This window comes from Streptomyces coeruleoprunus, from assembly GCF_039542925.1.
Lineage (GTDB): Bacteria > Actinomycetota > Actinomycetes > Streptomycetales > Streptomycetaceae > Streptomyces > Streptomyces coeruleoprunus.
The window spans coordinates 5,066,518-5,080,723 of the sequence record NZ_BAABIT010000001.1 but is presented as its reverse complement, the minus strand read 5'-3'; the positions used below and the strand labels follow the sequence as shown (position 1 = coordinate 5,080,723).

The 14,206-nt window shown below is 71.3% G+C and carries 10 protein-coding genes; 3 read left to right on the top strand and 7 right to left on the bottom strand.

Features of this window, described 5'->3' with window-relative positions; all coding sequences use genetic code 11:
* Positions 1-182: 182 nt before the first annotated feature.
* From ABEB09_RS22645 to rplU, 6 genes are all read right to left on the bottom strand, one after another.
* Positions 183-2,321: a hypothetical protein gene (locus tag ABEB09_RS22645; protein ID WP_345691741.1), complete on the bottom strand. Its 2,139-nt coding sequence runs from the start codon at positions 2,319-2,321 to the stop codon at positions 183-185.
* A 135-nt stretch (positions 2,322-2,456) separates the two neighbouring features.
* Complete coding sequence (locus tag ABEB09_RS22640; RefSeq protein ID WP_345691740.1) at positions 2,457-3,914, bottom strand: SDR family NAD(P)-dependent oxidoreductase; 1,458 nt, start codon at positions 3,912-3,914, stop codon at positions 2,457-2,459.
* Between the two features lie 231 nt (positions 3,915-4,145).
* Positions 4,146-6,206 (bottom strand): glycosyltransferase family 4 protein, encoded by a 2,061-nt coding sequence (locus ABEB09_RS22635; protein WP_345691739.1) that lies wholly within the window; start codon positions 6,204-6,206, stop codon positions 4,146-4,148.
* A 263-nt stretch (positions 6,207-6,469) separates the two neighbouring features.
* Entirely contained in the window at positions 6,470-7,906 is a 1,437-nt protein-coding gene (obgE, locus tag ABEB09_RS22630; RefSeq protein ID WP_345691738.1) for a GTPase ObgE, read from the bottom strand.
* Positions 7,907-8,064: 158 nt separating this feature from the next.
* Complete coding sequence (gene rpmA, locus ABEB09_RS22625; RefSeq protein WP_345691737.1) at positions 8,065-8,319, bottom strand: 50S ribosomal protein L27; 255 nt, start codon at positions 8,317-8,319, stop codon at positions 8,065-8,067.
* A gap of 14 nt (positions 8,320-8,333) precedes the next feature.
* Positions 8,334-8,654 (bottom strand): 50S ribosomal protein L21, encoded by a 321-nt coding sequence (gene rplU / locus ABEB09_RS22620; protein WP_031070416.1) that lies wholly within the window; start codon positions 8,652-8,654, stop codon positions 8,334-8,336.
* Positions 8,655-8,990: 336 nt separating this feature from the next.
* Here rplU and ABEB09_RS22615 point away from each other — a divergent pair, with 336 nt between their 5' ends.
* Together ABEB09_RS22615 and ABEB09_RS22610 are read left to right on the top strand one after the other, a co-directional pair.
* The gene (locus ABEB09_RS22615; RefSeq protein WP_345691736.1) at positions 8,991-10,739 is read left to right on the top strand and encodes a D-glucuronyl C5-epimerase family protein; all 1,749 of its coding nucleotides are present in this window, start codon (positions 8,991-8,993) and stop codon (positions 10,737-10,739) included.
* 169 nt (positions 10,740-10,908) lie between these two features.
* Entirely contained in the window at positions 10,909-11,511 is a 603-nt protein-coding gene (locus ABEB09_RS22610) for an acyltransferase (protein ID WP_345691735.1), read from the top strand.
* Positions 11,512-11,578: 67 nt separating this feature from the next.
* Here ABEB09_RS22610 and ABEB09_RS22605 read toward each other — a convergent pair whose 3' ends face one another.
* Positions 11,579-12,700, bottom strand: a complete 1,122-nt coding sequence (locus ABEB09_RS22605) for a PLL family lectin (RefSeq protein WP_345691734.1) — start codon at positions 12,698-12,700, stop codon at positions 11,579-11,581.
* A 351-nt stretch (positions 12,701-13,051) separates the two neighbouring features.
* On the opposite strand from ABEB09_RS22605, the gene wecB reads away from it, so the two are divergent.
* Positions 13,052-14,155, top strand: a complete 1,104-nt coding sequence (gene wecB / locus ABEB09_RS22600) for a non-hydrolyzing UDP-N-acetylglucosamine 2-epimerase (protein ID WP_345691733.1) — start codon at positions 13,052-13,054, stop codon at positions 14,153-14,155.
* Positions 14,156-14,206: the final 51 nt, after the last annotated feature.

Below are 14,206 nucleotides of genomic sequence, written 5' to 3'. Positions count from 1 at the left end.
GTCAATGGACACGTCGGTCGGCGCATCGACCGGCACATCGAGCGGCTCAACGACCGGCACACCGAGCGGCTCAACGACCGGCACACCGAGCGGCGCATCGGTGCCGCGATACGCCGACGGCCCGTACGCGCCTCCCCGGAGGGCATACGGGCCGTCTGCCGTGACGAGCGGGGCGGGGGCCGTCAGCCGACCGCCGTCGCCTCGGCGGCGTCCTTGTCCGTCGTACGGGTGCCGTTGCCCGGCTCCTCCGTGCCGAGCGAGGCGCCGTCCTCCTGGTCCAGTTCGCCGATGCGCTGTCCGGCGAGCCGCTGGGCCACACCGGCGTTGCGGGCCTCGGCCTTGGCGACGAGCGTGCGCACGGCGGCGTTGAACTGCTCGATGGAGGTGGGCTCGTCGGGGCCGAGGAGGTAGCGCTTGAGGTCGCGCCGCTCCTCCGCGAGCCGGTCGGCGGCCGGGTCGGCCACGGCGTCGAGGAACTCGTCCAGTTCGGCCGCGCTGTTGGAGAGGACGACGGCGGCGCGCACGGCGGTGTTCTGCCGCATGAACTCCTCGGCGCCGAGCTCGGCGGAGTCGGTCACGGCGTACGGCTTGCCGCTGGCGATGAAGTCCGAGACGACGCTGGAGATGTCGGAGACCATGCCGTCGGACTCGTTGAAGCAGTCGTAGAGATGGGGCCGGGTGCCGGTGACGACCTTGTGCTCCCACCAGCCGAAGGAGCGCCAGTAGGCGTCGTTCCACTCTTCGCGCAGCCGCTTGGTCTCGGCGAGGCGGTGCGGGTCGGCGAGGGAGACGCGGGAGGTCTCGGACTCGTCGGTGCCCTTGCGGCCGGGCGCGCCGAGCACGGCGAGGCGGGCCTCGATACGGGTGAGTTCGGCGCGGGCGGCGGCCTGTCCGGCCTGCGCGGCAGCGGTCTCCTTCGCCCAACGCGGGTCCGTGGCGCGGCGCGTGGCGGCCTCGGTGACCATCTTGCGGATGCGCTCGTCGACGGCCTTGGCCTTCTTGTTGACGAGGCCGGTGAAGGGGTGCGGCTTGTAGATGACGCGGACCGGGCGGTCGGCGTTCAGCAGGCGCTTGACGATGTTCTCGCCGGCCAGGAGCAGCGAGGTGTTGCCGGGGTTGTTGTCCCAGCCCTCCCAGGTGGGGGCGTAGAGGACCGTCGGGATGGGGTTCTTCGGCGTGCCCGTGCCGCGCCGGATGGGGGCGAGCTGCGGGCGGCCCACCTCGACGATGTCCTCGTCGCGGACGCCGACGTCGGCGAGCGCGTAGCGGTCGCGGCCGGCCTGGCCGGCGGTCCACACCTCGTCGTACACCTTGGAGAACGGGTTGACGCTGGCGAGCTTGTCGCTGTCGCCGTGGCCGATGAAGACGTGCTTCGACGTGGGGACGCGCAGCATGTGGATGTTCTTGCCGACGTTGGCCGGGTAGAGGGTGACGCGGATCGTGGACCAGTCGCGGGCCATCATGTGCTGGCCGCCGGGGATGCACAGGATCGGCACGGAGGTGTCGCCGAGCTTCGGTACGAGGGTCCGCTCGCGCATGATGATCAGCGGCCGGCCGTCGGTCTGCTCCATCGCCTCCAGCCACATGTTGACCTGGTACGCGGAGTCGTCGCCGCCGGAGAAGTAGAGGGCGACCGTCGGCTGGTACTCCCGCAGCCAGGTGTCGACGGCCTTGAGCACGGTGCCGGCGCCCGGGACGCGGCGGCGCAGGTAGGGCGCGAGGGCCAGGATGTAGAGGATGCCCAGGCCGAGGGTGGCGACGACGCCCGCGTACGCGAGGACGTTCCGGCCGGTGGCGACGGCGGCGACGATGCCGACGACCGCCGGGATGTCGAGGTGGAGCATCTTCTCGCCGGACCGGTTCAGCAGGGCCCGCGGCGGTGCGTCCGGGATGCGTACGGCGTGCAGGTCGACGTTGCGGGTGACGACCGGCAGGGTGCGGCGCAGCTTGATGAACGTGGCGAGGGCGCCGTGCGGGGCCTGGAGGCCGTAGAAGAGCAGGAAGCAGGCGACCGTGGCGTAGAACACCGGCTGTTCGGCGAGGTTTTCGCGGGCGAGCAGCAGGATGAGCAGGAGCTGGCGCAGCAGGAACCGGATCGGCAGCCCGGCCCGCACGCTGTTGAGGCGGTTGACCAGGTAGCTGTTCTTCTGGTGCAGGTACCAGTCGGCGGCATAGGTCACGGCACCGGCGGCCGCGAACAACCAGATGTTCGGGATCAGCGCGGCCAGCATGACGCACGGATAACCCAGTCCCATGAGGACTGCCGCGGCCAGCTCCGACCCACTGCCCACGCGGGCCAGACGAATGACGGTCGAAATCACGTAGAACCTGCTCCAGACGGGGACGCCGGTTTATTTCACAAAGCGTTGTTTCCGTGAAGGTGGGGCTTCACTACGCGGGCCCCTGCTTTCGCCGCTCGGCGAGGCAGGGGCCCGGGAATTCACATCCAGCGAGTATTACACATCTTCCTGCCGGTCCAGGACGGCGGCGAGGGCCTGCTCGAATCCCGAGGCCTCACCCGCCGCCTGGGTCGGGTCCTGCTGCCGTACGTCGATGACATGGCCGGTCAGCTCGGAGAGCAGCACGTCCAGCGAGGTCCGGGCCACGGCCTCGGAGGAGAGCAGCGATCCGGCGGGCTCCTGGCCGAATGCCTTGGTACGCATGGGAGTCGCGGTGCGCTCGGGGTTGACGCAATTCACCCGGATTCCGTCGGCGGCCCATTCGTCGGCGAGCGCCTGCGTGAGATTCACCATGGCGGCCTTGGTCGACGAATACAGGCTGTACTCGGCACGTCCCCGGGTGTAGCTGGAGGAGGTGTAGAGCAGCAACTGCCCCTTGGTCTCGACCAGATACTTGTACGACGCACGGGCGATCTGCACGGGCGCCAGGTAATTGACGTTCAGGGCTTCCTGAATGGTGGCGTTGTCGGTCTCGGCGAGCTTGCCGATACGCAGGACGCCGGCCGTGTTGATGACGTGGTCGATGCGTCCGGTCTCGGCGTACGCCGTGGCGAGCGCGTCCTCGACGTGCTGCGGGTTCTCCACGTGGGTGCCGGTCGTGGAGCGGCCCAGCGCGTACACGTTGGCGCCGTACAGCTCGGCGAGGCGGGCGATGTCGGCGCCGATGCCGTACGAGCCGCCGAACACGACGAGGGTCTTGCCGGACAGCAGCTCGCGGTAGGCGGCCTCGTCGGCCTGGCGGGGCGCGGCGGTGGAGGCCAGCTGGAAGAGCTTGTCGGCGATGAAGACGTCGACGGGCTGGGTGACCTTCATGTTGTACTCGTCGCCCGGCACGACGTGGATCGGCACGTCCGGCAGGTACTTGAGCACGACGGAACAGTCGTCGGTGGCCTGGAAGTTGGGGTCGCCCGCGGCGATCTCGTACGCCCTGCGGATCGTGGACAGCTTGAACGCCTGCGGGGTCTGGCCGCGGCGCAGCCGGGAGCGGTCGGGCACGTCGGTGATGAACTCGCCGTCCTCGCCGTGCGTGCGCGTGACGATGATGGTGTCGGCGGAGGGGATGGCGACGTCCACGGCCTGGTAGCGGTCGAGGGCGTCGACACAGTCCTTGATCACGCGCTGTGACAGAAGCGGACGGACGGCGTCGTGGAACAGGACGTTGCGGTCCTCCCCCTCCGCGAGGCCCTCGCCTATGGCGCGGATGGCGCGCTCGGTGGTCTCGTTGCGGGTGGCACCGCCCTCGATGACCTGGGTGACCTTGGTCAGTCCGGCCTTGGTGATGATCCGCTCGACGTCGGGCACGAAGCCCGGCGCCATCAGCACGATCACATCGTCCACACACTCGGCCTGCTCGAAGATCGTGAGCGTGTGCTCGATGACGGCCTTGCCCGCGATCTTCAGCAGCTGCTTCGGGATCGCGAGTCCCACCCGCTGGCCGGTGCCTCCGGCGAGCACGACGGCTGTGGTCCGGGGCTTGGCTTCGCGAGGCGCAGACTGAGGCGCAGACACAGAACGACCTACCTTGCTATGGCTGGGGGAACGGGGTGATGGTCGCACTCTCCGTGACCGTCTCGCAAGGCGGACAGAGGGCCCCCACGGCTGCGCGACGCCCCTCGTTCACCTTCTGGCCAGGGAGAGTGGGCGCCGGGCCGTGAGGTGCCGCGCGACGGGACGATGTGACCGACATCACTGGCCGGTTCTCTCGATCGGCTTGTCAACGACGTTCAGGACGAGGTCGTCGGCGGCGCTGAAGAAGACCTTCACGGTGACCCGCTCCGGCGGCCTGCCGGTGATCCTCCGGGCCGCCGCGCGCACGAGGCGCAGCGGCTGCTTCTTGAGGAGGTCGGTGCCCGGGTACGGCTGGAGCGAGCCCTTCTCGACGACGTCGTCGAGGATGCGGGCGACGCGGGCCGGCTCGGCGTCGGGCGCGTGCCGCAGCCACAGGTCCCACACATCGTGGGCCGCGTGCTGGACGTCGGCGGGCGCGGCCAGCGGCACGGTGAAGCGCAGGGCGCCGTCGTCGAGCGGGGTGGCGGGGAAGGTCAGCTCCAGCGGCTGGTCGCCGCGGCGGCGCAGCAGCAGGGCCGCGGAGGCGCCGGGGGCCGCGGAGGCGCCGTAGAGCCGGGCGGTGAGCGTGACGGCACGGTCGCGGATGTGGATCGCGCCCACCTCGGCGTGGACCGGGCGCACCCAGGAGCGCAGGGTGAGGGTGCCGCCGCGGGTGTACGGGACGAGGTGGCGGACCGGTGTCGCGGTGGCGGGCTGCCGTGCGGCGGCGTACATGGCGCCGCGCTGGTCGACGGCGCGGGTGGCGAGGGGGATGCGGGTGGGGTCGGCGCCCCGGTCCGCCGGTGTCTCCAGTTCGCAGGGCCAGACGCCCTCGGCGAACTCGGTGCCGGGCGGGATGGTCGCGCCGCCGGCGGCGTCGAACGGGAAGGTGTGGCCGCCGGCCACGAGGCGTGCGCCCTCGCGGGGCGTGAGGAGCGTGACGGTCACGGCGCCGTCGGGTGCGGCCACGGCGTCGGCCACGGGCGGCTCGTCGTGCCTTCCGCCGGCGGGCGCCTCCTGCGGGTCCCGGGCCGATGCGGTGGTGTGCCGTTCGGTGGCCGCGCCGAGTGCGGCGAACAGCTCCTCGTACTGCTTGGCGACGGGGCCCGGGTCGAAGCGGCGGGCGTTGGCCCGGGCGGCGGCGCCCATGCGGCGGCGCAGGTCGGGGTCGTCGATGAGGGTGAGGAGGGCCCTGGCGACGGCGGCCTTGTCGCCGACCGGGACGAGCAGGCCGTCCTCGCCGTCCTTGATGATCTCGCGGGGGCCGTAGTCGCAGTCGGTCGAGACAACGGGCAGCCCGCAGCGCATCGCCTCGACGAGGGTCATGCCGAAGGACTCGTGGCGGGACGTGGACACGGCGATGGCGCCCTTGACCCACTCCGGCTCGATCGGCGAACGCGGGCCCATCAGGTGCACGTTGTTGTAGAGGCCGAGCTGGTCGATCTTCCGGCGCAGCCGGTCCTTCTGGTTGCCCCAGCCGCAGATGCGCAGCGTCCAGTCGGGGCGGGCGGCGGCGACCTCGGCGAAGGCCTCGACCAGCACGTCGTACTGCTTCTCGGAGGAGAGCCGGCCCGCGGCGACGACGGTCGTGCCGGTGGTGTCGGAGGGCGCGACCATGGGCTCGGGCACGCTGTTGGGTATCGCGAGCACCCGCGTGTCCGGCAGCGGCATGTGCGTGCGCCAGGAGGCGGCGTCGCCCTCGGAGACGGTGACGAACGCGTCCAGCTTCGCCAGCCACTCGGCCATCTCGGCCCGCAGGGCGGGCTTGTGGTGGTTGTGCGTCATGTGCTCCTGGCCGATGAGCACGGCGCCCTCGGGCGCGTACCGCGCGACGTAGGCGACGAGGCCGGGGCGGGTGCCGATGACCACGTCGGCGTCGGAGCGGCTGTAGTGGTCGCGGACGCGCCGGTCGGTGAGGGCGCTGTACTCCTTGTACCGGGCCTCGTTCTTCGGGAAGTCCTCGGCGGGCGTGAGGTGCAGTTCGTGCTGCTTCTCGTTCGTCGGCGACGAGGGGCGCGTGTCGATCAGCGGGACGACCGTGACGCGCGGGTCGATCGCGAAGAGGGGTTCGTCGCGGTGGCGGAACACGGAGACGATCTCCACCTCATGCCGTCCTGCCAGCTCCTCCGCGAGGTTCAGTGTGGTGCGGATGGTGCCGCCGATCCCGTAGATCGTGTGGATGAGGAAGGAGATCTTCATCAAAGCCCCGAATCTGTGTACCGCGGGGCCCTGCGCATCGGCCCCGGTGACTAGACGGCGGCGGGGGGCGCAAGGTTGTGCTGGGCAGGCACCATTTTCCGACGTCACACCGGGTGCCGCGCGCCCAGCACGGCCATCGCCCCCGCCCCGGCGCGGGGGCCGGGACGGGGGCGATGGCGTGACGATCCGGTGAGGGCGGTCGCGGCCGGGGCGCGGACGGAACAGACCGGGTCGGACCGGGCTCAGGACGCGACGAGCCCCAATCAGAACGGGTCGAACCCGTCGAACTCCTGGTCCGCCTCGTCCCGCTCCGCCTGGCGGTCCTTGCGACGCTGGGCGGCCGGGCGCGGAGCCTCGAAGCGGTGGTCCTCGCCACGGCGGCCGAGCATCTCGGCGCCCGCCATCATCGTGGGCTCCCAGTCGAAGACGACCGCGTTGTCCTCGGGGCCGATGGCGACGCCGTCGCCCGCGCGGGCCCCGGCCTTCATCAGCTCCTCCTCGACGCCCAGGCGGTTGAGGCGGTCCGCCAGGTAGCCGACGGCCTCGTCGTTGTTGAAGTCCGTCTGGCGCACCCAGCGCTCCGGCTTCTCGCCGCGGACGCGGTAGAGGCCGTCCTCCTCGCGCACGACGGTGAAGCCCGTGTCGTCGACCGCCTTCGGGCGGATGACGATCCGGGTCGCCTCCTCCTTGGGCTTGGCGGCGCGCGCCTCGGCGACGATGCCGGCGAGGGCGTACGACAGCTCCTTGAGGCCCAGGTGGGCGACGGCGGAGACCTCGAAGACGCGGTAGCCGCGCTCCTCCAGGTCGGGGCGGATCATGTCCGCGAGGTCCTTGCCGTCCGGGATGTCGATCTTGTTGAGGACGACGATCCGGGGCCGGTCGTCCAGGCCGCCGTACTGCGCCAGCTCCTCCTCGATGACGTCGAGGTCGGAGACGGGGTCGCGGTGCGACTCCAGCGTGGCCGTGTCCAGGACGTGCACGAGGACGCTGCACCGCTCGACGTGGCGCAGGAACTCCAGGCCGAGGCCCTTGCCCTGGCTGGCGCCGGGGATGAGGCCCGGGACGTCGGCGATGGTGTAGACCGTGGAGCCGGCGGTGACCACGCCCAGGTTCGGGACGAGGGTGGTGAAGGGGTAGTCGGCGATCTTCGGCTTGGCGGCGGAGAGCACCGAGATGAGCGAGGACTTGCCCGCGCTGGGGTAGCCGACGAGCGCCACGTCGGCGACGGTCTTCAGCTCCAGGACGATGTCCTGTACGTCGCCGGGCTCGCCCAGCAGCGCGAAGCCGGGCGCCTTGCGGCGGGCCGAGGCCAGCGCCGCGTTGCCGAGGCCGCCGCGGCCGCCCTGCGCCGCGACGTACCGGGTGCCGTGTCCCACGAGGTCGGCCAGCACGTTGCCCTGCCGGTCGAGGACGACCGTGCCGTCGGGCACGGGGAGGACCAGGTCCTGGCCGTCCTTGCCGGAGCGGTTGCCGCCCTCGCCGGGCTTGCCGTTCGTGGCCTTGCGGTGCGGGCTGTGGTGGTACTCCAGCAGCGTCGTGACCGACTGGTCGACGACGAGGATCACATCGCCGCCGCGTCCGCCGTTGCCGCCGTCGGGCCCGCCGAGCGGCTTGAACTTCTCCCGGTGGACGGAGGCACAGCCGTGACCTCCGTTACCCGCGGCGACATGCAGCTCGACGCGGTCCACGAAGGTGGTCATGGTGGGGTGCCTCCAGATTGCGTACGGGGGTGTCTCGGGTGCCTGAGCCGGCTCACGGCTCGTACACGCTCAGCTCTAACACGCGAAAGGCGGACCCGCTTCCCGTACGCCGTGACACGACGTACGGGAAGAGAGGTCCGCCCTCGCGAAGAATCCGGTCAGGCGACCGGAACGATGTTCACGACCTTGCGACCGCGGAAGGTGCCGAACTGCACCGCACCGGCGTTCAGCGCGAACAGCGTGTCGTCGCCGCCACGGCCGACGCCCGTGCCGGGGTGGAAGTGGGTGCCACGCTGACGGACCAGGATCTCACCGGCGTTGACGACCTGACCGCCGAAGCGCTTCACGCCGAGCCGCTGAGCGTTGGAGTCGCGACCGTTCCGGGTGGACGATGCGCCCTTCTTGTGTGCCATGTCTCCTCAGTCCCTTACTTCGCAGCCGTCGGGATCGCCGTGACCTTGATCGCCGTGTACTGCTGGCGGTGGCCCTGACGACGGCGGTAGCCGGTCTTGTTCTTGTAGCGCAGGATGTCGATCTTGGCGCCCTTGTGGTGGTCCACGACCTCGGCCTGGACCTTGATGCCGGCCAGCACCCACGGGTCGCTGGTCACGGAGTCGCCGTCGACAACGAGCAGGGTCGAGAGCTCGACCGTGTCGCCAACCTTGGCAGTGGAAATCTTGTCAACCTCAACGATGTCGCCGACAGCAACCTTGTGCTGGCGACCACCGCTGCGCACGATGGCGTACACGCGGATCTCTCTCTCACTCGCTACGGAAACCCCTGACGCCAGCCGCCCGCACGGGCCGGGGCCCGCGACTGAACCGGATGGTTGGAACGGCCTCTCCCGACCTGGCCGGGAGGAAGGTGCTCAGGAGTTGGCGCGCATGGAAACACGCCGACGGTCAAGACTACGTTCCGCCCCGCAGCGGGTCAAACCGGCACCCCTCCCGCCCCACCGGTCACCGCAGTCTCCGTATTCGTCGTGATCGTCCCTGGTCAGCGGGGTCGGTGGCCCTTCGCACCCACAGGGTTCACATAAGATCCACACTCACCATCTCATCGGACCCTATGGGGGGGCTCTGTCATGGCTGGAAAGAGGCGTGTCGACGTCGGCCGCAGACGTTTCATACGACTGGCGGGCGGCACCGCCGCCGGTGCGGCCGTCGTGGGGGGCGGCGCGTTCACCGCGGTGGCCACGGGGGTCTTCTCCGACCCGACGCCGGACCCGTTCGCGCGCATACCCCGCTCCCTGGCACTGAGCCTTCCCGAGGTCCCGGGCGACGGGCAGCCGCCGCTGCCGCCGCTGCCGGACCAGCTCGAGGGCGGAAACGTATCCGCTCCCTCCCGGCAGGTCCCCTACGCGCGCAGCACGCCCGTGCCGCGCGAGGTCTCCGCGGACGTCCCGACCACGCTGCCTTTCACGTTCAACAAGAGCGGCTTCACCCTCGCCACCGACCTGCCGGAGTACCTGCGGCCGTGGCGCGACCGCCCGACGCGGTGGGAGAACGTCTCGCCGTCCACCGGCACGTACCGCCTGAACGCCGACGGCGTGTACCTCTACTACCCGGGCGGTGGGACCGTCGGGTACGACCACCCCGTGGGCCAGATCCAGTTCGGCCTCGGCTGCATCACCAGCTACCGGATCGAGGGCGACGCCACCCGCAAGGCGCTGTTCCTCAAGCGCGCCAAGGACCAGGCGAACCGGCTGATCGAGAAGCGCGTCGAGGCGCGCGGCGCCTGGTACTTCCCGTACCCGTTCGACTACAAGCACGCGGTGCACTCGGGCGTCGACTACAAGGCGCCCTGGTACTCGGGCATGGCCCAGGGCGAGGCGATCAGCCTCTTCATCCAGCTCGCCGAGCTGGACGGGCTGACCGAGGACGAGCGCGTCCTGTACCGCGCGGCGGCGGACGGCGCCTTCGCGTCGCTGCTGCGCGCCGACGACGGCACGCCGTGGGTCGTGAACAAGGACCGCTCGGGCTACTTCTGGATCCAGGAGTACCCCTTCGCCCAGCCGGGCACGGGCGACTACACGTACAACGGCATGATCTTCGCGATGTTCGGCCTGTGGGACTACTACGTCGCCACCGGCAACGAACTCGCCGCCCAGCTCTACGACGGCTCCTGCACCACCATCTCGCGGTACTTCCCGCTGCTGCGCAACGTCCGCTGGTACTCGTACTACTGCCAGCAGCACCGCATCCCGGCGCCGACGTACCACCAGCACCACATCAACCTGTGGCGCCAGCTGCACTGGCAGACGGGCAGCCCGGTCTTCGCCAACCAGATGGACCAGCTGCTGGACGACTTCCCGTCGCCGTTCCTGCGGACGGGCTCGGCGATCGCGCTGGCGAGCGGTACGCACACGCTGTACAAGTTCGACACGAAGCCCGACGGCTCCTGGGACAAGACCAAGAACGACGCGCAGCTGGCCACGAAGAAGATCTCCTTCTCGCGGGCCACGCAGGCGCCGGTCGGCATGCGCCGCCGCATCTACGGCCGTGGCGTCTACTACCGGATCAGCGCGGGCGCGTACGCGGGCTGGTGGATCGGCGAGGCGTGGCCGAACGCCTTCCTGCGCGGTGAGTACCTGACGACGGTCTACCGGCCGCAGCGCACCCTGACGTTCCCCGCGGGGAAGACGATCAAGGCGTATCGATTCGGCACCGACGGCACCGCCGGCAGCATCAAGACCCTGCAGTTCGCCAATGACTCCAACGCGCCCTTCGACCGGCGGGCCGTCGTCAACGGCCGCCCCATGTGCAGGATCGCGGCCGGCACGCTCACCGGCTACTGGGTCTGGTCGGGCGACGTCCGCACGGACGGCCGCTGACGCCCCACGCGACGGCCGGGCGGGCGCCGCGGGACGTTCTCGTACGTCCCGCGGCGCCCGCCCCATGTGCCGGATCGTGGCGAGCCGACTGCGCGGGTCCCCGCCCGGCGGGTGGCGCGTATGCTCGCCGGGCGAAGACGCACACCGGAAAGCCGGAAGGCAGAGCACAGTGAATTACAGGGTCCAGCCCACCGCCCAGGTCGCCGACACCGCCGAGATCGGCGCGGGCAGCAGTGTGTGGGAGCTCGCGCAGATCCGTGAGGGCGCCAGGCTCGGCGAGGGCTGCGTCGTCGGGCGCGGGGCCTACGTCGGCACCGACGTGCGCATCGGCAACAACGTCAAGCTCCAGAACTACGCGCTCGTCTACGAGCCCGCCGAGCTGGAGGACGGGGTCTTCATCGGCCCCGCCGTGGTCCTCACCAACGACCACAACCCGCGCTCCGTCGACCCCGAGGGCAAGCAGAAGCGGGGCGGCGACTGGGAGGCCGTGGGCGTGAAGGTCGCCGAGGGCGCGTCGGTCGGCGCCCGCTCGGTGTGCGTGGCGCCCGTGCGGATCGGCCGCTGGGCGATGGTCGCGGCGGGCTCCGTCGTGACCAAGGACGTCCCGGACTTCGCCCTGGTCATGGGTGTCCCGGCACGCCAGGCGGGCTGGGTCGGCCGGGCCGGCGTCCGGCTGGTGGAGCGGGACGGCGAGCCGGGCGTGTGGGAGTGCCCGCAGACCGGTGCCCTGTACGACGAGAAGGACGGCGCCCTGACCGAGCGCGCGGTCTGAGCGACGACCCGCGGAAGGCCGGCCCTGGCACCCGCCCGGGCCGGCCTTCCGCATGCAGGCGGCTCGTTCAGGCGCGGGTCCAGGCCTCCAGGGCCAGGCCCGGCTCGGCCTTCTGCCGGGCCACGCGCAGCGTGCCGTCCTGGCCGAAGACCGCCAGGACCACCCGGCCGCGGCCGTCGAGGGCCAGCGCCGGGGCGCCCACGCAGGGGTCGCCCGTGAGGGTCCACTCGGCGCCCGCGGACTCCTCCTCCGTCGGGTACGCGGCGATGGCCGGCCGGCCCGTCGCGGCGTCCCTGCGGGCCAGGACCGTGCAGTCGACGCCGTCGACCGGGGTGCGCAGGGCGGCCACCGGGCCCGTGCCCGCGCCGGCGCCCACGGCCGCGGAGGCCGGGGAGGCGGGACGCCAGGCCTGGACGGTGCCGTCCTTCGCGTCGTGCCAGAAGTGGGTGAGGCGGCCGTCACCGGTCTGCTCGGTGGTGAGCGACGAGGGCTCGACCCGGGCCGGGATGTCCTCGGTCCGCCGGAACTTCACGCCCACGGCCTCCTGGTCCCAGCGCATCAGGCAGTCCGCCGTCGGCGCGGCCAGCTCCATCAGGCCCTCCGCCGTGATCGACGCGGAGATCGAGCCGAGGATGCCGCTGCCCTTCAGGTCGGCCCAGCGGTTCCACTTGCCGGACGCCACCTGGGCGCGCCCGCAGATGCCGCCGCCCGCGTTGCGGACGAAGACGTGCAGCGAGTTCGTGGAGTCCACGATCGCGGAGGGGACACCGATCTGCCGGGAGAGTTCGGGGTTGTCCGGGTACGGGGAGCCGACCGCCACCCAGTCCCGTACGGCGAGACCCGACTGGTACTGCAGCGCGTACACGACCTCGGCCGAGTCCGCCGTGCGACGCAGACCCACCAGGTGGACGTAGCCGTCCGCGCCCTGGGCTATGGAGAGGTACGGCAGCACGCCGGGTGCCGGGATGTGCACCGGCCCCGACCACTCAGGTCCGCCGACCCGCGTCTCGGTCCAGCGCAGCACGCCCTCGGTGACCGGGGCGTACGCCGTGAGCCTGCCGTCCTTGCCGCGCACCAGCCAGCCGGTCGTCGGGGGAACGGAGGGGTCGACCACCGGGGCCAGGGCGGCACCCCGGGGTGCCGGGCCGTCTCCTGGACGCTTGGCCTTCCGTGCGGACCACACCGCCATGGCTCACCGCCGACCTTCCCTGACCGGTTCAAGACTGCTCGACGCTAGCATTTTGGCAGGTGATCCACGGTCCCGGGACAACGGCCCTGAAGGGCACTCCCGGGCGCCCGGGAGGCGGCCCCCGGACGTCCGGCGAGTGTCGCGCGTCACTCCTTCGCAGGCCCGTTCACGGAATCGTTATGGACTCTCGCGTACGCGCGGAGAGGGACCCGCGGCTTTCTGACCACGGCAGCTGGGCCTCTCCCGGCCCGGCCTCCGCCCAAGGGCGTGGGCGGGGGCGTCCCGGCCATTGCCTACGATGGCTCCCGCACGTCTCCCTCATCGATCTGACCCACAGAAGAAGAGTGCTCAGTGAAAGTCATCAGCATCGTCGGCGCCCGTCCCCAATTGGTGAAGCTCGCCCCCATCGCGGCCGCGTTCGCCGAGACGGAGCACGAGCACTTCATCGTGCACACCGGACAGCACTACGACGCGGACCTCTCCGACGTCTTCTTCGACGGCCTCGGCATCCCTGACCCGGACGTCCACCTCGGCGTCGGCTCCGGCAGCCACGGCGTGCAGACCGGCGCGGTGCTCTCCGCCCTCGACCCGGTCCTGGAGCGGGAGAAGCCGGACTGGGTGCTCGTCTACGGCGACACCAACTCCACCATCGCCGGCGCCCTGTCGGCGGTGAAGATGCACCTGCCGGTCGCGCACCTGGAGGCCGGCCTGCGCTCCTTCAACCGGCGCATGCCGGAGGAGCACAACCGCGTGCTGACCGACCACTGCGCCGACGTGCTGCTCGCGCCGACCGAGGAGGCCATGCGCCACCTCGCCGACGAGGGCCTGAAGGAGCGTGCCGTCCTCGCGGGCGACGTCATGGTCGACATCTGCCTGCGCATCCGTGACGCCGTCCTCGCCGGCGAGCACCCCGCCCCGGCGCTGCCCGAGGGCATCGACCCCGAGAAGCCGTTCCTGCTGGCCACGATCCACCGGCCGGACAACACGGACGACCCCGAGCGCCTCGCGGCGATCGTCGACTCGCTGGCGGGCCTGCCGGTGCCGGTCGCGCTGCTCGCCCACCCGCGCCTGGTCGCCCGCGCCAAGGAGCACGGCATCGAGCTGGCCAAGGGCTCGGTCCACGTCGGCCGCCCGCTGCCGTACGCCGGTCTCGTCGCCGCCGTCCTGGCCTCCACCGGTGTCGTCACCGACTCCGGCGGCCTGCAGAAGGAGGCGTTCCTCCTCCAGCGCATCACCACCACCATCCGTCCCGAGACGGAGTGGGTCGAAACCGTGGAGACGGGCTGGAACGTCCTTGTTCCCGACCCGCACACGCTGTCCGCCGACGAGTGGGCCGCCACGGTCACCCGCCCGGTGCCGACGGCCGACCCGGGCACTCCGTACGGTGACGGCCGGGCCGCCCAGAACGTTGTCCGGATCATGGAAGAGTGGAAGGGAGGCCGCCGGCACGCGTGAGGTGTGACCGGGGACGGGCCGTCATCTAGCGGTCCCAACCCGTACACGTCA

Coding starts and splice junctions, on each gene's coding strand:
- ABEB09_RS22635 (WP_345691739.1), bottom strand. CDS start 6,206: ATGAAGATCTCCTTCCTCATCCACACGATCTACGGGATCGGCGGCACC.
- obgE (WP_345691738.1), bottom strand. CDS start 7,906: ATGACCACCTTCGTGGACCGCGTCGAGCTGCATGTCGCCGCGGGTAAC.
- rpmA (WP_345691737.1), bottom strand. CDS start 8,319: ATGGCACACAAGAAGGGCGCATCGTCCACCCGGAACGGTCGCGACTCC.
- ABEB09_RS22615 (WP_345691736.1), top strand. CDS start 8,991: ATGGCTGGAAAGAGGCGTGTCGACGTCGGCCGCAGACGTTTCATACGA.
- ABEB09_RS22605 (WP_345691734.1), bottom strand. CDS start 12,700: ATGGCGGTGTGGTCCGCACGGAAGGCCAAGCGTCCAGGAGACGGCCCG.